Here is a 23,287-nt window from a genome sequence, read left to right on the forward strand (position 1 = left end):
CCGCCGGCGAAGGCCATCTCGCAGTCGTCGCGCAGGAGGTGCTCGCACGCCTCGTGGATCGCGGTCAGCGACGAGGAACACATCGTGTCGACCGGCATGCTCGGGCCCTGCAGGTTCAGCGCGTAGGACACCCGGTTGGCCAACGAGCCGAACGAGGTATGCGGCATGACCGGTTCACCGCGTTCCCACAGAGCCGGGCCATGCAGCTCGAATCCGGTCCGGGTGATCCCGGCGAACACGCCGACCCGGCGCCCGTGCGCGCGGGCGAAGCGCTCGCGCGTGTAGCCGGCGTGTTCCATCGCCGCCCAGCAGGCCTGCAGGAAGATCCGCTCCTGTGGGTCGAGGTTCATCGCCTCGCGCGGGGAGACGTTGAAGAAACGGGCGTCGAACTCGGCGAAGCCGTCGAGGAAGCCGCCCCACTTGCTGTAGCTGCGGCCGGTGGCGATCGCCCGCTCCATGTCCGGCTCGTGGAAGCCGTCCAGCGACCAGCGCTCGGCGGGAATCTCGCCGATCGCGTCGCGACCGGCGGCCAGGTTGTCCCAGAACGTATCCAGGTCGGCCGCGCCGGCGTAGCGGCCGCTCAGGCCGACGATGGCGATCGCCCGCTCGGCGGGCGCGGGGCGTGGCGCGGGCGACGTGGCCGGCGCCTGGGTGGGCGACGGTGCCGGCACTGCCCGATGTTCACGGTCGGCGCCGGGAACGAGCTTCGTCGCCTCTCCCGTCCAGCGCGCGCATGCATCGAAATGATCGCGCACGAGGAACGACGCCACGTCGCCGAGCGTCGCGTACTCATAAAAGAGCGTCGCGGAAAGCTTGCCGAATACGCCGGAGAGTCGCGCGTTGAGTTGCGTGATCACCAGCGAATCGACTCCGTAGCTTTCCAACGGCTCGGTGGCGTCGATCTGCCCCGACGGCTGCTGCGTCACGGCTGAAAAGACCGCCGTCAGTTCGCGCAGCGTCAGCGCGGCGATCCGCTCCGGATCCAGGTCGGCCGGGAGGGCGTCGGTACGCGGTGGGTCGATATCGGACACCGTCTCGGACGTCAGGCGCAACACGGTCACGCAGGGTGCGTCCTGTCTCCATGCGCGATACAGGGCGGCCATGCCGTGGGTCGTATCCAGCGGTACGATGCCTTGCTCCTTCCGCAGGCGCTGCCGCTGCTCGGCGGAAATGCGCATGCCGCCGTCCGACCAGAGCGGCCAGCCCACGGACAACGTGCGGCCGTGACGTTCACCCTGCTCCACGCGCCGCTGCCGCCATCGGGCGAAGCATTCCACGAAACCGTTGGCCGCCGCGTAGTCGGCTTGTCCGGCGTTACCGAACGCGGCCGAAGTGGACGAGAACACGATGAAGGCATCCAGCTCCCGCGCCCCCAGCACGTCGTCCAGGTGAATGAGGCCGTGTGCCTTCGCCGCCAGCACCGCGGCGAGGTCATCGCGAGTCTTCGTGGCGATGAAGCCGTCGCGCAACACGCCCGCGGCATGGATCACGCCGTGCAAGGCGCCGTGCCGATCCAGGATGTGCCCGACCAGGGCTTCCACGTCGTCGCGGCGCGATACGTCGGCAGCGAAATACTCCACCTGGTGGCCTTCGGCGGCCCAGTCGCGAAGCAGGACCGCGCACGCCTGGTCCGGCACGGACCGGCCGGCGAGGACGACGCGCGCGCCGGGCGCGCGCGTGAGGATCTCCTCGGCGAAGAGCCGGCCCAGACCGCCCAGCCCACCCGTCACGAGATAGACGCCTCCGGGCTTCCAGGGCATCGCCTCCCGCGCGGCTTCGACCGGTTCGAGCTGGCGTGTCTCGCGCACGCCGAGGCGATAACGCACGTGTAGATCGCCGCTGGCGGCGTCCCGCAGAAGACGCGCGGCCAGGACCTCGCCGTCCTCGTCGTCCTCCGCCGCGACCCATTGCACGCGCAGGTTCGCGATTTCCCGGCTCGCCGTCGCCAGCAACGGCACGAGACCCTCCAGCCAGCTGCCCGCGCCCTTCCCCGCCAGCACCTGGACGAGCACCTGCCTCGACGAACCCTCCTCGCGAAGGTCGTCGAAGTAGCGCAACAGGTACCAGGCAGCCTCCTCGTAGGCCGCGGCCACATCCGTCGACTCATCCACCCGAAAATCGCAGCGGACGTCGTGCGAGCGCAGGGCTGCCGCGCACGCCCGGTGCACGCCGGCGTCGGTGCCGTCGCCCAGCATCAGCACGCGATGCCCGGCCACCACGACGTCGTCGCCCGCGGCCCTGGGACACCACGTGGGTGTCATCAGCAGGGTATGGCTCTCCTCGCTCGTGAAGGCTTCCGCCGCCGGGAGCGACGTCTGCGCGGGCGGCGGTGGCATCGCCTGGCCGTTCGACGGCACCCAGTAGCGATCGTCCGAGAACGCATAGGTCGGCAACGGCACCCGGCCGTAACCGTCCCCGGCGAAGAGATTCGCGTAGTCGAGGGCATAGCCCTGGAGGAAAAGGTCGGCCACCGTGGACAGATGCTCGACGACGCTCTCCCGCGACGGTGCCTCCCTGCTCGCCCGGATGCACTCGTTGCCATGGCGGCGGATCGATGCCTGTTCGCGAAGTTCGCTCGGCCTGGTGGAGCCGACCACGACCTGGGCGCTTCGCCCCTTCTCCAGCCATCGCGACAGCGAGCCGACGAGTTCCTCGCGGCTGGCCGCGATACAGGCGAGCCGGTGTCGCAGATGGCGGCGCCCCATCAGCAGGGTGAAGCTGATGTCGCCGATGTCCGCGGCATGCTCGGCATCACGGCAGTACACCAGCAAGCGCTCCACCTGCGCGCGCAACTGGTCGCCGGTGCGCGCCGAAGAGACGAAGAGATAGGCAGGGCGCCGCACGTGGCGACGCGTCGAAGTCGGCGCCTCGGCGATCACCGCATGCGCGTTGGTACCGCTGATGCCGAACGAGCTGACCGCCGCGCAGCGGCGTTCGTCCGGCGCGACGGTCCATTCGCGCAGCACCGTGTTGACGTGGAAGGGGCTGTTCTCGAAGTCGATGTGCGGGTTGCCCTCGCGAAAGTGCAGCGACGGCGGCAGCTGCCGGTGGCGCAGCGCCAGCAGGATCTTCAACACGCCGGCCACGCCCGCCGCGGATGCGGTGTGGCCGATGGCGGTCTTGATCGAGCCGATCGCGCAATAACCCCGTTTCGACGTGTCCTGGCGGAAGGCTTCGGTGAGCGCCTGGAACTCGATCGGGTCGCCCAGCCGCGTGCCGGTGCCGTGGGCTTCGACGTACTGGATGCGCGCCGGGTCAATGCGGAACGTGTCGTACACCTGACGCTCGAGGCGCTGCTGCGAGACCATGCTCGGCGCGGTGATGCCTTGCGTGGTGCCGTCCTGGTTGATGCCGATGCCGAGGATGACGCCGTGGACGGTGTCGCCGTCTGCCAGCGCGTCGTCCAGCCGCTTCAGCGCGACCACGCCCACGCCCTCGCCCGGGACGAAGCCATCCGCGCGGCTGTCGAAGGCATGGCAGGCGCCGGTGAGCGACAGCATGCCGGCACTGCGCGCCTGCAGGTAGAACGCGGCGGTGGACTGCACGAACACGCCGCCGGCGAGCGCCATCGTCGTCTCCCGCCGCCACAGCCCCTGGCAAGCGAGATGGATCGCGACCAGCGAGCTGGAGCATGCGGTATCCACCGCGATCGCCGGGCCCTGGAGGTTAAGGTAATAGGCGATCCGCGCGGGAATCACCGACGTGGCATTGCCCCAGAACGATTGCGGTGGCGGCCGGTCGACGAAAAGTCCCGTGTAGTCGCCCTGGGCGCAGCCCACGTAGACGCCGCAGCGGGAGCCGTCCATGCCATCGCCCACGTACCCGGCATGCTCGAGCGCCTGCCACGCGTGCGTCATCAGCAGCCGTTGCTGCGGGTCCATGTAGGTGGCTTCGGCGGCATTGATGTTGAAGAACAGCGCATCGAAGCGATCGATATTCTGGAGGAATCCGCCGTGGCGGCAGAATTGCGTGGGATCGGCGTCCGCCGGCAGGTAGCGATCGAGGTCCCAGCGCGACACTTCCTCGATCAGGTCACGACCGTTCGCCAGGTGATCCCAGAGTTCGTCCAGGTCGCCCGAACGCGGGAACGCGCCGCTCATGCCGATGACGGCGATCGCGTCGCCGTCGACCGCCGTGGCGGCCGGCAGCGATCCGCCAGGCAGGCTGAAACGATGCGCCTCGCCGACCGCGATCACCACCTTGCCGATGTTTTCGCGTCGCTCCAGCCGCCGATAGGCGTCGGCGAGCCGGTCGAACGGAAAGACCTCGCTGACCGTGGCATGGATCACGCCGTCGCGGACCCAGCGGTCGAGCTCGGCGAGGTCGCCGCGCAGCCGTTCGGGATCGTGCAATCCGAGGCGACCCAGGTCCACGCTGTGGAAGGTCTGGTTACTGTCCAACACGGAGAGGTCGATCGACTTGGCCGACTTCAGCCCGGTCATGGCGATCTCGACGTAGCGACCGCCCGGTGCCAGGCTGCGCAGCCCCTTCTGCAAGGCATCGCCCGAGAGCGTGTTAATGATCACGTCGACGCCACGCGAGCCCGTGAGCCGTGCGATTTCGGCCTCGAAGTCCTGCTCGAGGTAGTTGATCGCGTTCGGCACGCCCAGCCCCGCCAGGTAATCCAGCTTCGCCTGCGAACCTGCCGTGGCGTAGATATCGGCACCGAGGTGTCGCGCGATCTGCAGCGCGATCAGGCCGGTGCCGCCCGTCGCGGTCTGGATCAGCACGCTTTCCCCGCGCCTAAGCCCCACGCGGCGGAACACGTCGATCATCGTGATCGCGACCGCCGGCAACGCGCACGCTTCCTCGTGGCTCAGGCCCGGCGGCTTGCGCCAGAGCTGGGACGCGTGGCAGACCAGCATGGTGGCGTGCGCGCCGAAGGCGAGACCGGTCATGGCCACCACGTCGTCGCCCACGCGGATGTCGCGGACATCGCTCGCCACTTCGACCACGACGCCGGACGCCTCGACGCCGGGCGTGAACGGAAACGGTGGCATCGTCGGATACAGGCCCCTCGCGCAGAGCAGGTCGCCGAAATTGAGTGAGAGGGCCAGGGTCGCCACGCGTACCTCGCCGGGCCCCAGGGGACCGAGCGGTGCTTCGACGATCCGCAGGTCGTCGACCGTGCCCGGACGGCTCACCAGCGCACGCAGGTAGTGCCCGGGCGTCGCGCCAGGGACGGCCGGCGCCACGACGGCCGACGTCGCGGGTCGAGGGGACGCTTTCCGGGTCGGCGGGGTCGCGGCAGGTGTGTCCCTGGGCACGGGGGCTGGGACCGGCGCGGCTTGCGGTTCGTCCGTCGCGCCGCCATGCCAGGCCAGCACCGCGTCCCGGTGGCCGTCCAGGAGGTAACGACCCAGCTCCCTCACGTTGCTGTGGTCGAAGACGACCGTGGCCGGCAAGGTGACGCCGAACCGCGCGCCGATCCGGTTGATGAGGCTGATCGCGATGATCGAGTCGACGCCGTAAGCGGGGAAGTCGCGGTGGTCTTCGATCTGCCGCTCTTCGATCTTCACCGCCTCGGCGAGGCACTCGCGAACGACGTCGTGAACGCCATCGAGGAGCGCGTCGTCGCTCGCCACGTGGCCGACCCGCGCCCGTGGCCGCGAGGACGCCGGCGCCGCCGGTGTGGCGGGCCCGGCCGGAGCGGGCACCCCGGCTGCGGGATGCGCCGTACCCCGGGGCTTCCGTTCCCGGCGCAGCACGCCATCGCTTTCCGCGAGGATGATCTGCGGGCCGAGCGCCCGCGCATCCGCGGCGGGAAAAAGCACCTGGCGAAAGCCCTCGGCGCGCAGCGCCTGGTGCCACGCCGATGGCGTCAGCAGCGGCGAACCAGGGATGCGCAGCGCATCGTCCTCGAACAGCCACCAGCCGTCGAGCAACCCGAAGGTGAGATGCATCGACAGGCTGCCCTGGCACAGCTCGTTGAGGAACAGCCAGCCGTTGCGCCGCAAGGCGGCCTTGGCGTGCCGCAGCGTCCGGCGAACGTTGCGCGTCGCGTGCAGCACGTTCGCCGCGATGACGACGTCGAATCGCCCCTCGTCGATGCCGGCGTCCCGCGGCGGCTTCTCGACGTCGAAGATTTGGTAGCTGACGAACGGGTGGGATGCCGACCAGCGCTCCTTCGCCTCGATCAGAAAGGCCGCGGAAATGTCGGTGAAACAGTATTCCGCGACCGCTTCGCCATGCGCGGCGATCGCGTCGAGCACGGCGGCGGTCGTACCGCCCGTGCCGGCGCCGATCTCCAGGATGCGCAGCGAGGCGGCGGGATCGAGGCGACGCCGTTCACCAACGTATGCGGCCACGCTTTCGGCCAGCACGCGATGAAAGTGATCGGCGACCGGGTGGCTCGCGTAGACCCCCGAGACCTGCGCCGTGGACGCACCGGAAAAAAGCACCTCGGTGGGACGACGGCGCTGTGCCAGCAGATCGGGCAAGGCGCGCAGGGCGCCGTCTAGCAGCTGGAACTGCGCCGCGCTTCCCGGGTCTGCCGGTTCGTCGCGAACCTTCGCCCAGGCATCCCAGGCACGATCGGTATCGGTGGACGACCATGCACGCTCGACGCGCCACCCCTGCGACACGCGCTTGAGGTGCCCGGCGAGGGTGAGCTGGCGCAGCGATTCGTCGATCCAGCGGGACTGCGCCGGCGTGACCCCGCACGCCTGCTTCCAGCGCGCGACGTCCGCGCGATCGAGCGACTGTCCGGCAAAGAGGTCGATACCTTGCAACTGCGCTCGCAGCAGATCCGCCAACAGTCGATCGAGGTATTCCGCTTGCGCCGCGCTAACATCCATTTCGCCCAACCCTTGGTCTTGGTGTCAAGAATCAAGTGCGACACGATGCCGGGCCAACCCTTTCGCGCGGAGCCCGTACACACGGATAAGCTTCCCCGTGCACCGCCGGAAACGACGGTCGTCGTGCGACATGCAGAGATCGATGTGCGCCGGCCGCCCCCCATTCCGCGCGCGCCCCCGTGCGCGTGATGCTCGGCGATGATCGTCGTACCAACGGCCGGCGATGATGCCGAGGCAGCATACATGTGGCGGCCGCCGCGCCGCAATGCGATTTGTGCCGCCCCCGCGCGCGGGCTAGTATCGGGGCGGAGGGCGCGGCAGCCAGCGGCCGCGCGACGAGAGCCTTCGCGCAAGGGGAATACGACGTGCCGGACCACGTGGAATCGATCGAAGCACTCATCGCGCGCATCCTCAGCGATACGTTCGATCCGCCCGAGCCCGTCACGGCGGACACGGCGCTGCTCGACCTGCTGGATTCCATCGGCATGGTGATCGCCATGGCCGAGATCCAGGACGCCTTGCAGGTGCGGCTCGAGCCGCCCGCCGTCATCGAGGCGTTCCAATGCGCCACCGTCGCCGACCTCGCGGCGGTCTTCCGGGCGACCAGGACGTGATGTCCTAGGACACCGCTTCCGTTCGCCGCCGTTCGAGCAGCATCACGCCGAAGTGACCGTGTGCGCTCGAACCCAGCACCGACCGCGTCACGCCGTCGTTGTCGCCGCGGGCGTAGAAATCGACCAGGTTGATGAACGGGTCGGCGCCCGCGCAGTGGCCATAGGACGCGACGTTGCCGCGTTCGTGGACGAGTCCGTCCACCGGCATTACGGATCGTTCGAGGTCCTGGATGGGCAGGAACACGTTGCTGCCGAAGAACACGCTGCCCGCATAGGGAAAATTGCCCTTCACCGGGGCCAGGCGTTCGAACACCGACTGGATCAGCACGCATTTCTGCGCGAGGTCCTGCCCGGCTCCGTTGAGCGACGAAAGCGACGACGCCACCGCGATGCCGGCGACGGTGAAATCCACCGGGCCCTCGCCGCGGATGACGAAGCTGCACGCGCTGTCGCTGAAGACGCCGTAGCGCTGGAAGCGGATCGCCTCGTCGTCGACCTTGTCGACACCGACCACCAGCACGTTACGGAACGCGTCGGCGATCACCAGCGAACGCGCCAGGCGCGCAGCGGAGAACAGCGACGCGCAGCCGGCGCCGCCGACCCACGACACGAATTCGCAATTCAGGCCGAGGCGCTTCGACAGCTCGCCGGTGAGGAGGTTCTGCGCATGGTAGTTGAGCCCGTCGCCACAGCAGACGATGAGCGCGTCGACCTCGCCTGGATCGATTCCGCCGCGCGCCAGGGTACCCGCCGCGCTCTCGGCGGCGAGGTCCGCGCGGCTTCGCTCGGTGCGGCGGAAGCGATCCCAGCCCCACAGGGCCTGTCGATCGGGCATCCGGTATTCGCGCATCACCTCCATGCGACCGTCGATTCCGTCGACCGGCAACGAGTGTTCGCCCAGCACGTAACCGAGGCCGACAATACCTACCGGGGCGGCTCTCACTCCTTGCTGCCCGCGCGCATCGACGACAGCACCCTGGCCTGCTCCGCCACGGTGTTGCAGGCGAGGATGCGGGTAATGTTCCCGCGGAAATCCAGACGCTCGCGGATCCGGTTCAGCAACAGCACCAGCAACATCGAGTGTCCCCCGAGTTCGAAGAAATCGTCGTCGACTCCGACCCGATCCACGCCCAGCACCTCCTCCCATAGGGTCGCGATGACGGCTTCCATGTCGTCCCTCGCGTCGGTGGCGACGGTCGCCTGGCCCCAGGACGGTTCCGGCAAGGCCCGCGTATCGAGCTTGCCGTTCGGCGTCAGCGGCAACGCGCCCAGCGCCACGATGGACGACGGCAGCATGTAGGCCGGCAGCGTTGCGCGCAGATGGTCCAGCAGTCGCGCGCGCCACGATCCCTGGTCGCCCGGCGGGCATCCGGTGACGACATAGGCGACCAGTGCCTTTTCGCCGCCGGGACCGTCCATCGCCCGCACCACCGCATCGGTCACTCCGTCCAGCGCACGCAGCCTGGCCTCGATTTCGCCGGGTTCGATGCGAAAACCCCGGATCTTCACCTGGCTGTCCTTGCGACCGAGTATGCGGATCGTGCCGTCAGGCTGCCGATAGCCGATATCGCCGGTCCGATAGCGCCCACGCCCGCTTTCGAGCGTCGTGAAGACCGTCGCGGTCAGGGCCGGGTCGTTGAGGTAGCCACGCGAAAGCGCATCGCTTTCGACAAAGATGTCACCGGTTTCACCCAGGCCGCATGCCGTGCCCTTCGTGTTGAGCACACGAACGACCGTATCGGGCGCCGTCTCGCTCACCGGCACGACCCCGCCTACCGCGCTCGAACCGGACATCTCGAAATACGTGGTGGCACGCTGCGTCTCAGTGGTGCCGTACGAGTTGAGCACGCGCATCGCCTTGTTGTGCGACAGCAGCCGGGATACCGTCGCGCCACCCAGCTTGTCGCCCGTGACGAACGCGATGCGCAACGAGGGAAAGCCGACGATGTCGGTGGTGCACAGCACTTCGGCCATGGCCGGCGTCAGGTGCGCGAAGGTGATCGCCTGCCCGACCAGCCATTCGGCCAGGCGATAGGGTGCGATCGCCTCGGCGTCGGGAATGACCAGTGTGGCGCCCAGGCACAACGGCGTGAATATTTCCCGTTGCAGCGGATCGTGTCCGAGTCCCGACAGCATGGCGAACCGGTCGAACGGCGACAGGTGCAACCATTCGGGCACCCAGCCCAGGTAACCGGCCAGTCCGATGTGCGTGCCAGCCACGGCCTTGGGCACGCCCGTGGTGCCCGAGGTGAAGGTCACGCAGGCCAGTTGGCGCGGCTCCACCTCGGCCATCGCGGTCACCTCCGCGAGGTCGTAGTCGCGCGGTGCCCGCGTGGACACGAAAGAGGTCGCCGCGACGGCGTCCAGCGTGTCGACCAGCGCGTGGGGAAACCGTCCCGGCTCGCCGGCGAAGAGAATGCGACCGGGTCGGGCGATGTCCACGAGTTGCCCGACCCGTTCGAGCGGGTATTCCGGATTCAGTAGCGAAAACGCCGCGCCGGTCTGCAGCACTGCCATGACCGCGACCACCAGCGCCGCCTGGCGGCTGGCGACGATCGCGACGACGTCGCCGGGCATGATTCCGGAATCCCGCAGCTCCGTTGCGAGCCGGTTCGATGCGACCAGCAGCGCGCCGTAGCTCCATGTCTGGCCGCTTTCCACGATGGCCGGCGCGTCCGGCTGTGCCAGCGCACGATCCCGGAACAGCGCGTGCACCGGTCCGGGCCAGAACCTTCGGGGCGCGAACGCCGCCTGGCGCTCGTCGGCGCGCAGGGAGTAGGCGCCGCAGGCCAGCGACGGGTCGGCGGCGACCTGTTCGAGGAGCAGAACGTACTGGCGCAACAGATGGGTCAGCGCCGCGGGCGCGAAGACGGCGGCCTTGCCGTGGCAGGTCAGGGTCACGTCGGTGCCGTCGTCCTCGACGTAGAGCGTGAGGTCGAACTTGGCCTCGACCTCGGCCGCCTCGACGCGCTCGGCCGCCAGGTAGCGCGGCTGCGCCGGAGGCGGCACGGTCTGCATGTTGAAGAATGCCTGCAGCGCCGGCACGCCGTCGGTGCCACGCAACTGGGGTGCCTGTTCGAGGATCTTCTCGAACGGGTAATCCTGATGCGAGAACACCTCGGTAACGTTCCGCACCTGCGCAGCGAGGTAGTCGCCGAATCGGTCTTCCGGCCGCCAGCGCGTGCGTACCGGAAGATTGTTGAGGAAGTTGCCGATCGAGCCCCGGGCCGAGCCAGTGTGGCGACCGCTGACGGGTACGCCGACCACCAGGTCGTCCTGCCCGGCCAGACGCCCCAGCAGCAGCGCGAACGCGGCATAGAGCACGCCAAAGAGCGTACCTTCGTGTTCGCGTGCCACGCGATGGAGCCGTTCGCGGACGTCCCGCGGCACGCCGGCGACGTGACGACGAGCGTGCTCCGGGTCCGTCGGCCAGTCGTGCTGACGTGGCATCGCCAGGTGTTGCGGACAGCCGTCGAGGTAGCCTCGCCAGAAAGCTGCTTTTTCCGCGGCAGCGTCCGACGCGAGCCAGCGCTCCTGCGCGGCGACGAAATCAAGGTAGCTGTGGTCGATCGGATCGAGGCTGGGTTCGACACCGTTCGCGAGGGCTTCGGCGACGAGCAGGAATTCGTCCAGGAAAATGGCAAACGACCCGCCGTCGAATACCAGATGATGGAAGTTCAGGTGCAGGCGATGATCGTCGTCGGCCAGGCGAAGCAACATGGCGGACATCTGCGGTGCCTTGTGCAGATCGAAGCGGCGTGTCGCGTGGCCCACCGAGAGGATGTTCAGGCTCGCTTCGCGCTGCGCCGCGTCGAGCGTCGAGAGGTCCCTGTACTCGAGCGAGACCGCCGCCGCCGGCTCGATCACCTGCACGGGCACGTCGTCGTCCAGCACGAAACGCGTGCGCAGCATCTCGTGCCTGGCGACCAGCCGGTTGAGCGCGCGCTCAACGGTCTGCCGATCGACCCGCCCACGCAACGCCAACACGAACGGGATGTTGTGCTCGCTGCCATGACGCAGCTGCTCCATGTACCACACGCGGAACTGGCTGAGCGAAAGGCCCGACCTGTCGCGCCGCGTTGATGCCACCTCCGGCGCGGTATCCCCCGCGGCCTTCACCACGGCGGCAAGGCGGCGGATCGTGGGACTTCGAAAGACATCGGCGATAGCCACCTCGACGCCAAGACGCTCGCGGATGGCATGTACCATTCGCATGAGCAAGAGCGAATTGCCGCCCGCCGCGAAGAAGTTCAGGTCAATATCCACCGACGCCTGCTGGAACAGGCGGGCCCAGATGTCGTGGAGCGCGGATTCCGCATCGTCCATTGCACGCGCCGGCGCGGCTCTGTGCGAGGGGAGCACGTCACCGGCACGGGACGCCGGCCTCCGCGGCGCGTACGAGCGCATACCGTCGCCCGTGCCGGGAAGACGCCACACCTCGCTGCCCGGTTCGACCACGACCTGCCTCAGTAGCGCCTCGAAGTTTCGCGCCAGCCGTTCGATGGTGGAGGCATCGAAGAGATGCTTGCGGTAGACCCAATCCAGCAGCAGTCCGTCGTCGGTCTCCGTCACCTCGAGGGTCAGCTCGACGAGCGCGAGTTCCGGACGCACCGTGCGAGCCGTCGCGTCCACCGCGGTCAGCCGAAGTGGCGTACGTCCCGTGTCCTGCAGCGAGATCATCACCTGGAACAGCGGCGCGTGCTCCAGCGACCGCGACGGCTGCAACCGTTCAACGAGGTAATTGAACGGCACGTGCTGATGCGCCTGACCGTCGAGCACGAGCTGGCGGCTTTGCCTGAGCACGTCGTCGAACGTCGCGGTGGGGCCGACCCGGCTGCGCAGGATCAGCGTGTTGGTGAACAGGCCGATCATGGAGGCGAGTTCGGGATGTTCGCGATTGGCCACGGGCGTGCCGACGACGATGTCCTCCTCGCCGCTTGCGCGCGCCATCAGCAGCGCGAACACCGCGTGCAGCCCCATGAACGGCGTCGCCCGCGCGGCTCGGCACACGTCGGAGAGCGCCTTCGCGGTCGCTCCGTCCAGATGCGTGCGAAGCACGTCGGCGGCCATTTCTTCCCGTTCCGCACGGGGCCTGTCCAGGGGCAGCGAATGGGTGGCGGGTGCATCCGCGAGCTGGGCCAGCCAGTACGCGGCTTCGGCTTCGAGCGTGCCGCCACGAAGCCATTCGCGCTGCCAGGCGGAATAATCCACGTAGCGGAACGGCAATGCGGGCAGCGATGGCGACACGCCACGCAGTCCGGCATCGTAGAACGCGCCGAGCTCGTCGATGAGTACGTCGATCGACCAGCCGTCCGTCGCGACGTGATGCATCGTCATCAGCAACTCGTGGCGCCCCGGCCCCAGCCGGACGAGCACGGCGCGCAGCATGGGATCGCGATCGAGCGCGAACGGCGCGAGCGCGTCTCGCCTGACTTCCGCCGTCAACGCGCTCTCCCGCTCCGCCGACGGAAGATGGCTGAGATCGACCTCGAGGAAAGGCAGCGCGAGGTCGTCGCGCACGCGCTGCACGGGTGCTTCGTCGCGGAAGGCGATGACGGTGCGCAGGCTCTCGTGACGACGCAGGATGGCTTCGAGCGCGCCCCGCAACGCCGGCACGTCGAGTTCGCCCTCCAGCAGGAAACGGAGCTGCACGTGGTATTGAGCGCTGCCGCCTCCCAACTGGTCCACCAGCCATAACCCCTGCTGCACGAACGACAGCGGCACGGCCTCGCCGGATGCCGCACGCGATAGCGGCGGTTGCCGCGACGACGCGTCCCGCGCGATGGATAGCGCGAAGTCGTCGAGCGTGGCGGACTCGAACAGGCTGCCCAAGGACGCGTCGATGCGATGGTCGAGGCGAAGGCGCGCCTGCACGCGCATGGCGAGTATCGAATTACCGCCCAGGTCGAAGAAGTTCGCACGCATGCCGACCGGCGACGTCAGGCCCAGGACATCCTGCCAGACCCGTGCGATGCGGTCATGCAGGGGACTGGCAGGCGCCTCGTACGCCGGACCCGTCGCCCGGGGTGGTGGCGGCAACGCCGCGCGATCGATCTTGCCGTTGGGCGTCTGCGGCATCCCATCGAGAACGACGAAGACTGCGGGAATCATGTAGTCCGGCAGGTGTTCCGCCAAGGATCTCGCGCATTCGGCGGGCAGACCCGGCGTGGTTCGCCCCGATGGCGTGGGGACGACGTAGGCCACCAGTTGCTTCTCGCCGCGCTCGTCCTCGTACACCGTGACAACGGCCTCGTCGAGCCAGGGCGTGTCCACGAGGCGCGCCTGTATCTCGCCCAGCTCGATGCGCAAGCCGCGCAGCTTCACCTGGAAGTCGACACGACCGAGGTATTCGAGCCGGCCGTCGGCCGACCAGCGCGCGAGATCGCCGGTCTTGTACAACCGTGCGCCCGCCGCCGGGTGGAAGGAATCGGGGACGAAGCGTTCCGCGGTCAGCGACGGTCGTCGCCAATACCCGCGTGCGACACCCGCGCCACCGACGTACACCTCACCCACCACGCCGATGGGTACCGGTTCCATGTGGCGATCGAGCACGTAGGCCTGGCCGTTCGCGATCGGAGCGCCGATCGACGGCGGCCCGGGCCGATCGCGTTCGATCTTCGCGTACGTGGAATACGTGGTGTCTTCCGATGGACCGTAGAGGTTGTAGACGGCTTCGACCGACGTGCGCCGGTAGATGTCGCGAACGAGCGCCTCAGCCAACGGCTCGCCAGCCAGGTTGACGATGCGCACCGAGGCCGGCACGGCATCCTCGTCGACCAGCGCCTTGATGGCCGAAGGAACGGTATTGATCAGCCTGAGCGCCGGCGCGCGCGCGATGCCCTCGAAATCGAGCGGACTATCGACCAGCACGATCCGCCCTCCGCTGGCCAGCGGGACGAACAGCTCGAAGATGGAAAGGTCGAAACAGATCGAAGTGGCCGCCAGCACGCCGTCCAGCGCCTTGGCGTCGTACACCTCGCGCGCCCAGGCGACGAAGGCGACGGCCTGTCGATGCTCGATGCACACACCCTTGGGACGGCCGGTCGAGCCGGAGGTATAGATGATGTAGGCGAGCGCGTCCGGTGCCGCCGCATGCACGAGCGGCACCGCATCCGCCGGGCTGGCTTGGATGCGCGCCTGCCACACGGCATCGTCGAGCACCAGGCGATGGGCCGTGGCGCTCAGCCGTTCCACCGTGCCGGACTGCGCGATGATCCAAGCCGCGCCGCTGTCGGACACCATGAAATCCAGGCGATCGGAAGGATAATGCGGATCGAGCGGCACGTAGGCCGCGCCTGCCTTGAGCGCGGCCAACAGCGCGACCACCATCGACGGCGAGCGCTCGAGGCACACCGCCACGACGTGACCGTCACACACACCCAGCGCGCGCAGCACGTGCGCGAGCTGGTTGGCGCGACGGTCCAGTTCCGCGAAGGTCCATCGCTCATCGCGCCAGCAAAGCGCTATCGCATCGGGCGTGCGCGCGGCCTGCTCAGCGCATAGCGCGTGTAACGTGCTTCGCGGCCATGGCAACGAGGTCGCGTTCCAGGCGTTCAACACCATGCGCCGTTCGTCGGCGTCCATCACCGGAAGACGCCAGGCGTCGGTGTCCGCGTCCGTCGCGACCGCATCCAGCAATACGCCAAAGCGGCGTGACATGCGTTCGACCGAAGTCGCATCGAGGACGTCTTCGGCATGCACCCAGGTCAGTTCGACGCCGTACGCTTCAGGTGACGCGAAGAGCGCGAGGTCGCCTACGTAGTCACCGGGGGGCGCAACGCCGCCCCATTCGCGAGCCACCACGTCGACGTGGAACGAGGCTTGTCGCAGGCGACCGAGCTGGGCCGCGCTCTGGGCGAGAATGAACGGAAAGGAGCATCCCGGCGGCGCGTCGATGGACGAAAGACGCGGGCCGATGGTTTCCGTCGCCGAGGTGGCGACGCGCACCTGCGTTTCGCCACTGCAGCGCATGAGAAGCAAGGCGAAGATCGCGTGCAGGCCGCCGACGACGTCGGCCTGGCCCTCCTCGCAAAGCGAGGCGAGGCGATCGATCCGGTCGGTGGGAATGACGTGTGTGAACCGGGAATACCGTGGAGCCCCCTTCGCCAGCCGGGGTCCGTCCACGGGGAAATTCTGGAGCAGCGGCAGCTGCCCCGGCGTCTCGGTGTCCACGGATAGTCGCCCTGACCGATGGAATTGACGATTCCAACTATCGATGGACCCGAGCACCGATGTCAACACGGCACGGTGCGCGCCCGCCAGGGGTCGCCGGCACCGTCGTCACATTGCGTCGTGTGTCGATACGCGACGCCACACCTGCTTTCCGTTCCACAGGAAAGCGGAATCGTTCGACGCCCCATCGGGCACGAACTGCACGAACAGGAATTGGGCGTTTCCGCCCGACTCGGAGAGAAACAGGCCCTGCTCCGCCGGCCGCAGCCGCCGCGGCGGAAACACGGTGGCATCCCCCGCGAACGTCGGCCTGAGGTAGAGGACGCCCTGTTCGTCGAGGGTTACTTCGACCTCGCCTTGCGCCTGGACGTAACGACCCACGTGCCGGGCCACCGAGGCCACGTCGACGTCCGCCGCCTTCATCAGGCGCGGCGGGCGCATCGTGTAGAACTCCGGCAGGATCTCCCCGAAGACCGCCGAGGCGGCGACCGCGGCACCGTTCGCGTCGTCCGTAGCGACCAGCACAATCGCGTTCATTTCCGGATGGATCCGCAATATCGCCGAACTCGTGGTGAGATTGGCGTTATGGCCCATCCAGCCGTCGCCATAGCATTTCCATCCACGGCACACCGCACGCTCGGACGGGTGCCAGCCGGGCAGCCCGATCGGCGACGACGGCGCCTCGCGATGCCGGTGGATCGCTTCCCGGGCGAACGCCAGCCAGCGCTCCATGCCAAGGGACAGATCGCCGCCCGTCGCGGGACAGATCGCCGACCGTTGCACCGACGCGGCTTCACCGGCGAAGCCTCGCTCCGCGAGCATCGTCGTGTAAGGCATGCCGCGCACCTGTTCGAGCACCGCCGCGGCGAGCCACGCGCCGACGTGGCCATAGCTGTACATCCCACCCGCGGCATGCAAGGGCCGGCGAGACACGTTTTCGCATAATGCGAACACATCGACGTAGCCTGCGTCGTCCAGCGGCACACCCGCCAGCCGCGACACGTCGAGGCCGTGCGTGTGGTCGAGCAGTTGGCCCACCGTAATACCGGACAGCCGCGCCGTCGTTTGCTCGCCATGGTGCGCTAACACGTGCGGGAGCGTATCCGTCCAGTCGATGCGACCGGCGGCCACCGCCTCTTCCACGAGCATCCCGGTCAACATCTTCGCCAGGCAACCCGCGACGACCTCGCCGCATGCGTCCCCGATGACCACGTGCTCACCGTCGATCCACGCGGCCATCCTCGCCCGCACGAGGCCCTTGCGCTTCACCACCGCGTCCAAGCGCGAGCGGAGCGTGTCACGATCCCGCAGCAGGGCGGCAACCCGGGCCAGCCTGCTATCGTCGGTATTGCCCACGTCAACCGTCATCGTTGACCCTAGAGGAAATCGAGCGCGAAGGATGACGCGTCATCGAATCGGTGCGCCAGCGTGGCCGGACTGCGCACGCTGAACGTGACGCTGTCGGCGGCCTTCGTGAACCCGCATCGCTCCATCACCGCGGGCCCAGGCGCCGGTTGCTCGACCATCGATACCGTGGAGCATCCCTGGCGCGCCAGGAACGCGCACATCGCGTCGAGGGCATCGACCTGCCCCACCTCGCTGCCGTCGAACGGCAGAAAGAACTGGATACGACCGATCGTACCCACGGGGAGATCGTCCAGCGCCAGGGCGAAGATCGCGAATCCCACCGCACACCGCGCGCCATCCTCCGTCTCGACCCACATCGTTCCCGAACGGGTGAACTCGCTGTTGAGATAGATGTGCCGGAAGTGCCGCGACGGCGCGAAGGCGAGCCGCCCGGTCGCGGCGAGCGACGAGGAGAGCGTCGCAAGGTCGATGGGCGTGTCGGCGTATTCCAGCGCGTGCTCGCCATCGACGAAGCAAAGCCGTTGCATGGCGACCCGCGCGCGCGCGATGGCCGGGCCATCGACGGGGCGACTCCAGATGGCAGAGCCGTGATGGGCGACGATCCTGCCGCGGTCCTCGGCGTCGTCGCGAAACACGACATCGCCGCGCGTTCCGGAGAGCCCCGCGTGGGATGCACCGATCGACACATATCCGCTTTCGCGGACGCGATCGTGAAGGGCCTGCCAGAGCCGCAGCGACACGCCTGTGCGTCGATAGGCCGGATCCACCGCCCAACCGGTCGAATAGACCGCGGGAAACGACTCGCCGCGACTGTAGAGATCGCGCACCAGGGCGAACATGCAGCCGACGATGCGCCCCTCGCCGTTGCGTGCCAGTACCGCGAACCAATCCTTGCCGCTCAGCAACCACGCATAAAATGCGGCGTCGTACACGACGCGTAGCCGCCCCTTGTAGTTGTGTCGCCAGGCCAGTTCACTGAAACGCACCAGATCGTCAATGTCGACGTCGACGATGTCGGACGTCACGACGATATCCAGCGGCGTTCGTGGATCGATCCTCATGCGTCGATAACCCCCTCGACCGGTACACGGCTCACCTGAAGGTGGCTTTGCCGCAGGCTGCGGCTGATGCTAGCATCAGCCGAGGCCGCCTGGCGAGGCATGGCCTCGCCAGGCGCATCGACGCAACCAGGGGAGACGCAGCCTATGGAACCGACGCTCACCGTCAAGGAGCTGGTGCTCGACGCGTTGCGCGGCGCGTATGGCGACGCTCATGGTCCGATCGACATGGAAACGCTGCTCGACGACATCGAGTTCGACTCGCTCGGACTCACCGCGGTCGTCTTGCAAGCGGAAGCCGAACATGACGTGGCGTTCCTCTCGTCGCAGATCCTCGAGATGTATCAGGCGATGCGCGTGGCCGATCTCGTCGAGGCGATCGAGCATGCGATCGCCACATGCCGCGATGCATCGCGCAGGTAATATCCATACGTACTCGATGAAAGGCAGATTCTTGCCCGGGTCGGTCGCGGGAGGCTATCGTGCCACACCTCTGCGATGACGATGCGGGTCGAATCAGGATCCTTGAACACCGCACTGTCAAGCCGATGGTGCAGGGTGTATTTCGGGGAATTCGAATATGCGGATTCAGCCGACCGTCTCGGTCTCCCACTCCGTCAGGCGCTTGGCGTCCGGCACACTCATGCCGGCGAATTTGCTGCGCCACAGGTAGTGGCAGGCCTCGCTGAAGCCGTGCCTGCGGCATAGGTCGTTCACCGTCATCCCGGCTTCCGCTTCACGCAAGAAGCCAATGATCTGCTCTTGGGAAAAACGCTTCTTCACGTCCGATCTCCTTCGTGTGGGGGATTGGACCCAAACCGGTGCGCTGGTCACATCGGGGGGGGGGGCGTCGAGCGAACGCCCGGAAATAAGCCAAGGGAATCAGGCAAGTAAGTCAGTGCCAGAGTTAACGCTGCCCGACAGTGCATCCAATCGCCCGTTTTCCACGTAAGCGATTGAGGACAGGTCAGGAACCTTTCGATGAACCCCGCCGCCCCCTCTCCCGCTTCGCCGCCGCGCCGGTCCCGCCTGCGCAGCCTTCGCCTGTGGTTCGACGGTCAGGCCGCCCCGGTCGCGGCGGACGATAACCGTATCGACTGGTGGCGCGCCGCACCGTTCCTGGCCATGCACCTGGCCTGCGTCGCCGTGATCTGGGTCGGCGTCTCCCCGGTGGCGATCGTCGTCGCCATCCTCCTCTATGCCGTGCGGATGTTCGCGCTGACGGGCTTTTACCATCGTTATTTCTCCCATCGCGCGTTCCGCACCTCCCGCGCCGTGCAGTTCGTGTTCGCCGTGATCGGTGCCGCCTGTGTGCAGCGCGGTCCGCTGTGGTGGGCGGCGCATCATCGACACCACCATATCCACGCGGACACCCCACGCGACCCGCATTCGCCGCGCGTCCACGGATTCCTGTGGAGCCATGCCGGGTGGTTCCTGACCCCCGCCGCGTTCGCCACCGACCTAAATCGCCTGCCCGACCTGCGCGATTACCCCGAGCTGCGCTGGCTCGACCGTTACGACCTCGTGGTGCCCGTCGCCCTCGCAGTCTTTCTCTTCGCTCTCGGTGCGGCGCTGAATGCGTTCGTTCCGTCGTGGGGAACGAGTGGTGCCCAGCTGCTGGTATGGGGGTTCTTCGTCTCGACCGTCGTACTGTTCCACGCCACGGTCACCATCAATTCCCTCGCCCATCGCTTCGGTTCCCGGCGCTTCTCCACCCGCGACGACAGCCGGAACAATCCGTGGCTAGCCCTGCTGACCTTCGGCGAGGGCTGGCACAACAACCACCATTTCTTCCCGGGTTCGGCCAGGCAAGGGTTTCGCTGGTGGGAAATCGATCTCACCTGGTATGGCCTGAAGGCCATGCAGGCCTGTGGCCTCGTGTGGGACCTCAAACCGGTTCCCGAGTGGGTACGCGCCAAGGGGAAACGCTGACATGCGCATCGCCGTCATCGGTTCGGGTATTTCCGGCCTGGCGTGTGCCTGGATGCTGCGCAACGAGCACGACGTCGTACTGTTCGAGGCCAACGATTACCTCGGCGGCCACACGCACACCCACGATGTCGAGATCGAAGGGCAACGGCATCGGGTGGATACCGGCTTCATCGTGCACAACCCGGTGCACTACCCGCTCCTGAATCGCCTGTTCGACGAACTCGGCGTGGCGTCCCGATCCACGACGATGAGTTTCTCGGTGCGCAACGCGGCCTCCGGCCTCGAATACAACGCCACGACGTTGGATACGCTGTTCTGCCAGCGACGCAACCTGTTCTCGCCCCGCTTCCTCGGCATGGTGAGGGACCTGCTGCGGTTCTACAGGGAAGCGCCCGCCGTGCTGGATGCGGCGACGGATCAACGCCTGGGCGATTACCTCGCGGAACATCGGTATGGCGCGGCGTTTCGCGACGAACACCTGGTGCCCATGGCGTCCGCGCTCTGGTCGTCGCCGGCCGAGGCGATCCTGGCGTTTCCCGTGCAGTACCTCGTGCGCTTCATGGCCAATCACCAGATGCTCCAGGTCGACGACCGCCCGCAGTGGCAGGTCGTCGACGGCGGCTCGCGGACCTACGTCGATGCCATGCGCAGCCGTTGGCGGATCGACGAGCGCCTGGCCTGCCCGGTGGGACGCGTGACGCGTCACGCCGACGGCGTGCGGGTGCATACCGCGTCGGGCGAGGAATCGTTCGACCAGGTGATCCTCGCCTGCCATAGCGACCAGGCGCTGGCCCTCCTCGGCGACGCCACCGAGGCGGAGCGCGACATCCTCGGCGCGATTCCCTACCAGCTCAACGACACCGTGCTGCACACCGACGCCAGCGTGCTACCGCGGAGCCGCAAGGCATGGGCGGCCTGGAACGCGCTCATCCCCGCGACGCCCGGCGCGCAGTGCACGGTCAGCTACTGCATGAACCTGCTGCAGGGCATCGCGTCGGCGCGTCCCCTCGTGGTCAGCCTCAACCAGACGGCGGCCATCGATCCCGCCCACGTGCTTCGCCGGATGACCTACGCCCATCCCGTCTACACCGAGGCCACCGTGCGCGCCCAGTCGCGCAAGGCGGAGATCCAGGGCATGAGGGGCACCTGGTTCGCCGGCGCCTACTGGGGCTGGGGATTCCACGAAGACGGCATGCGCAGCGCGGTGGACGTGGTGTCCGCCTTGCAACGTGCCGACGGCGTGGCGGCGCCGGAGGCGGGGCGGGTGGCCGCATGACATCCCCGGCCAGCGCCATTTACGAGGGAACCGTCACCCATCGGCGCCACCTGCCGCGGCCGCATGCGTTCACCTATCGGATGGCGCAGCTCTACCTCGACCTCGACGAACTGGACAGGGTGTTTCATGACCGATGGCTGTGGTCGGTCGACCGCGCCAACCTCGCCCAGTTTCGGCGCGGCGACTACCTGGGTTCGCCCGCGATGCCGCTGCACGAGGCGATCCGTGAACGGGTACGCGAATACACGGGGCACCGTCCCACCGGCCCGATACGAATGCTCGCCCACCTGCGCTATGCCGGCTACGTCTTCAATCCGGTGGTGTTCTACTACTGCTACGCCGACGACGGCATCGACCTGCAAGCGATCGTCGCGGAGATCACCAACACGCCGTGGCGCGAACGCCATGCCTACGTGCTTCCGGTGGATCGCGCCGTCCAACGCGGCCGCGCGATGGCGTGGGCCTTCGACAAGGACTTCCACGTATCGCCCTTCATGGCCATGGAGCGCCGCTACGACTGGCGCTTCACCGCCCCGGGCGACGATCTGCGCGTGCACATGAAAGTGCATCGCGACGAGGCCTGCGAATTCGACGCCACGCTCGCCCTCGCCCGCCATCCGCTAAACGGCCCCGGCCTGGCCCGCGTGCTGTGGCGCTACCCGCTCATGACGGCACGGGTCATCGGCGCCATTCACTGGCAGGCCTTGCGCCTTTGGCTGAAGAAAACACCCGTGCACGACCATCCGGGCCACGCGCGCCTGGCTCGTGCCGACCATGGAGATTCACCATGAACGAACTCGCCAACGACTCGCTCCGGGATGGCACCAGCGAAGGGTCTTCGCTCGATCGATTCCTTCGCAGGCAACTGCTCGGCTCGCTTGCGACGCTCGAACGCGGCCGCCTCGTGGTGAGCGATGCCTGGGGAACGGAAACGCTGGGCACCGCCTCCGCCGACCCTGCCGAGGAAGACATCCATGTCGATGTGCGCGATGCGCGCTTCTATCGGCTGATGGCGACACATGGCAGCGTGGGCGCCGCCGAGGCCTATATCGAAGGCTACTGGCGTTGCACCGACCTGGTGGGGCTCGTCCGCCTGCTGGTACGCAACCGCGATCTGCTCGACGGCATGGAGACCGGCCTCGCCCGATGGGGCGGCATGGCCATGCGCGCGTGGCACGCGCTGCGCGAAAACACCCGCAAGGGAAGCCGGCGCAACATCGCCGCCCACTACGATCTGGGCAACGCGTTCTTCGAGCTGTTTCTCTCCGACGACCTCATGTACTCGTCCGCGATGTGGACCGAAGCCACGGACACGCTCGAGATCGCCTCCACGCGCAAGCTGGACGTCATCTGCCGCAAGCTGGGCCTGGCCCCGGGCATGCGCGTGGTGGAGATCGGCACCGGATGGGGCGGCTTCGCCATACACGCGGCATCCCGATACGGCTGCCACGTCACCACCACCACGATCTCCGCCGAGCAATACCGCCTCGCCTGCGAGCGCGTGGCCGAAGCCGGGCTCGGCGACCGGGTGACCGTGCTCCAGCAGGATTATCGCGACCTGGAAGGTTCCTTCGATCGACTGGTGTCCATCGAGATGATCGAGGCCATCGGCGCGACGTACATGGACACCTATTTCGCCAAGATCGGCCGCTTGCTGACGCCGCAAGGCGTCGCGCTCATCCAGGCCATCACGATCGAAGACCACCGTTACGAGCAGGCCCTGGCCGCCGTCGATTTCATCAAGCGGTACGTCTTCCCCGGAAGCTTCATTCCCTCGGTCAGCGCGATGCTCGCCGCCAAGACGCGATCGAGCGACCTGGCCCTCGTGCACCAGGAAGACTTCGGCCTGTCGTACGCACGCACGCTGGAGGCATGGCGGGAGCGCTTTCTCTCGCGCCTCGACGACGTGCATGGCCAGGGCTTCGACGAGCGTTTCGCGCGCCTGTGGGAGTTCTACCTCGCCTATTGCGAAGGCGGCTTCCGTGAGCGCTCCATCGGCGTGTGCCATCTGCTCCTGGCGCGTCCGCAGGCGCGTCCCGCCGCACAGGGCTGGACGGCATGAACGGATCG

The 23,287-nt window shown here is 67.7% G+C and carries 11 protein-coding genes and 1 pseudogene; 6 read left to right on the forward strand and 6 right to left on the reverse strand.

Annotated elements, in window-relative coordinates; translation table 11 throughout:
• Positions 1-6,797, reverse strand: a 6,797-nt coding sequence (locus tag JNG39_RS20840) for an SDR family NAD(P)-dependent oxidoreductase (RefSeq protein WP_368313880.1), incomplete at its 3' end; no start/stop codon positions are given.
• Positions 6,798-7,162: 365 nt separating this feature from the next.
• Between JNG39_RS20840 and JNG39_RS20845 the strand changes: the two genes are divergently transcribed.
• The gene (locus tag JNG39_RS20845) at positions 7,163-7,411 is read left to right on the forward strand and encodes an acyl carrier protein (protein ID WP_368313881.1); all 249 of its coding nucleotides are present in this window, start codon (positions 7,163-7,165) and stop codon (positions 7,409-7,411) included.
• 4 nt (positions 7,412-7,415) lie between these two features.
• Here JNG39_RS20845 and JNG39_RS20850 read toward each other — a convergent pair whose 3' ends face one another.
• The 4 genes from JNG39_RS20850 to JNG39_RS20865 form a co-directional block, all read right to left on the reverse strand.
• On the reverse strand, positions 7,416-8,354 hold the full coding sequence (locus JNG39_RS20850; RefSeq protein WP_368313882.1) for a hypothetical protein: 939 nt from the start codon (positions 8,352-8,354) through the stop codon (positions 7,416-7,418).
• Complete coding sequence (locus JNG39_RS20855) at positions 8,351-15,583, reverse strand: amino acid adenylation domain-containing protein (RefSeq protein WP_368313883.1); 7,233 nt, start codon at positions 15,581-15,583, stop codon at positions 8,351-8,353. Before JNG39_RS20855 ends, JNG39_RS20850 begins: the two co-directional genes overlap by 4 nt.
• A 108-nt stretch (positions 15,584-15,691) precedes the next feature.
• On the reverse strand, positions 15,692-16,951 hold the full coding sequence (locus tag JNG39_RS20860) for a serine hydrolase (protein WP_368313884.1): 1,260 nt from the start codon (positions 16,949-16,951) through the stop codon (positions 15,692-15,694).
• 8 nt (positions 16,952-16,959) lie between these two features.
• Positions 16,960-18,012 carry a GNAT family N-acetyltransferase gene (locus JNG39_RS20865; protein WP_368313885.1) on the reverse strand — a complete coding sequence of 351 codons (1,053 nt, stop codon included), beginning with the start codon at positions 18,010-18,012 and terminating at the stop codon, positions 16,960-16,962.
• Positions 18,013-18,156: 144 nt separating this feature from the next.
• On the opposite strand from JNG39_RS20865, the gene JNG39_RS20870 reads away from it, so the two are divergent.
• On the forward strand, positions 18,157-18,432 hold the full coding sequence (locus JNG39_RS20870; protein WP_368313886.1) for a hypothetical protein: 276 nt from the start codon (positions 18,157-18,159) through the stop codon (positions 18,430-18,432).
• Between the two features lie 177 nt (positions 18,433-18,609).
• Here the strand turns inward: JNG39_RS20870 and JNG39_RS20875 are convergent.
• Positions 18,610-18,792: pseudogene (locus JNG39_RS20875) on the reverse strand (transposase); the annotation flags it as partial.
• Positions 18,793-18,990: 198 nt separating this feature from the next.
• Here JNG39_RS20875 and JNG39_RS20880 point away from each other — a divergent pair.
• Genes JNG39_RS20880 through JNG39_RS20895 form a run of 4 tightly spaced genes read left to right on the forward strand, consistent with a single transcriptional unit; the run spans position 18,991 to position 23,279 of the window.
• A complete protein-coding gene (locus JNG39_RS20880; protein WP_368313887.1) occupies positions 18,991-19,941 on the forward strand; it encodes an acyl-CoA desaturase in 951 nt (316 codons plus the stop codon).
• 1 nt (position 19,942) lies between these two features.
• Complete coding sequence (locus JNG39_RS20885) at positions 19,943-21,217, forward strand: NAD(P)/FAD-dependent oxidoreductase (protein WP_368313888.1); 1,275 nt, start codon at positions 19,943-19,945, stop codon at positions 21,215-21,217.
• Positions 21,214-22,008: a DUF1365 domain-containing protein gene (locus JNG39_RS20890; RefSeq protein WP_368313889.1), complete on the forward strand. Its 795-nt coding sequence runs from the start codon at positions 21,214-21,216 to the stop codon at positions 22,006-22,008. Before JNG39_RS20885 ends, JNG39_RS20890 begins: the two co-directional genes overlap by 4 nt.
• Entirely contained in the window at positions 22,005-23,279 is a 1,275-nt protein-coding gene (locus tag JNG39_RS20895; RefSeq protein ID WP_368313890.1) for a class I SAM-dependent methyltransferase, read from the forward strand. Before JNG39_RS20890 ends, JNG39_RS20895 begins: the two co-directional genes overlap by 4 nt.
• Positions 23,280-23,287: the final 8 nt, after the last annotated feature.

Origin of the sequence: Luteibacter sp. CQ10 (assembly GCF_040900725.1) — a bacterium.
Classification (GTDB): Bacteria; Pseudomonadota; Gammaproteobacteria; order Xanthomonadales; family Rhodanobacteraceae; genus Luteibacter.

Bases quoted from the DNA above. Each gene is read 5' to 3' on its own strand.
- JNG39_RS20860 (WP_368313884.1), bottom strand. From the start codon at position 16,951: ATGACGGTTGACGTGGGCAATACCGACGATAGCAGGCTGGCCCGGGTT.
- JNG39_RS20865 (WP_368313885.1), bottom strand. From the start codon at position 18,012: ATGAGGATCGATCCACGAACGCCGCTGGATATCGTCGTGACGTCCGAC.
- JNG39_RS20870 (WP_368313886.1), top strand. From the start codon at position 18,157: ATGGAACCGACGCTCACCGTCAAGGAGCTGGTGCTCGACGCGTTGCGC.
- JNG39_RS20880 (WP_368313887.1), top strand. From the start codon at position 18,991: ATGAACCCCGCCGCCCCCTCTCCCGCTTCGCCGCCGCGCCGGTCCCGC.
- JNG39_RS20885 (WP_368313888.1), top strand. From the start codon at position 19,943: ATGCGCATCGCCGTCATCGGTTCGGGTATTTCCGGCCTGGCGTGTGCC.
- JNG39_RS20890 (WP_368313889.1), top strand. From the start codon at position 21,214: ATGACATCCCCGGCCAGCGCCATTTACGAGGGAACCGTCACCCATCGG.
- JNG39_RS20895 (WP_368313890.1), top strand. From the start codon at position 22,005: ATGAACGAACTCGCCAACGACTCGCTCCGGGATGGCACCAGCGAAGGG.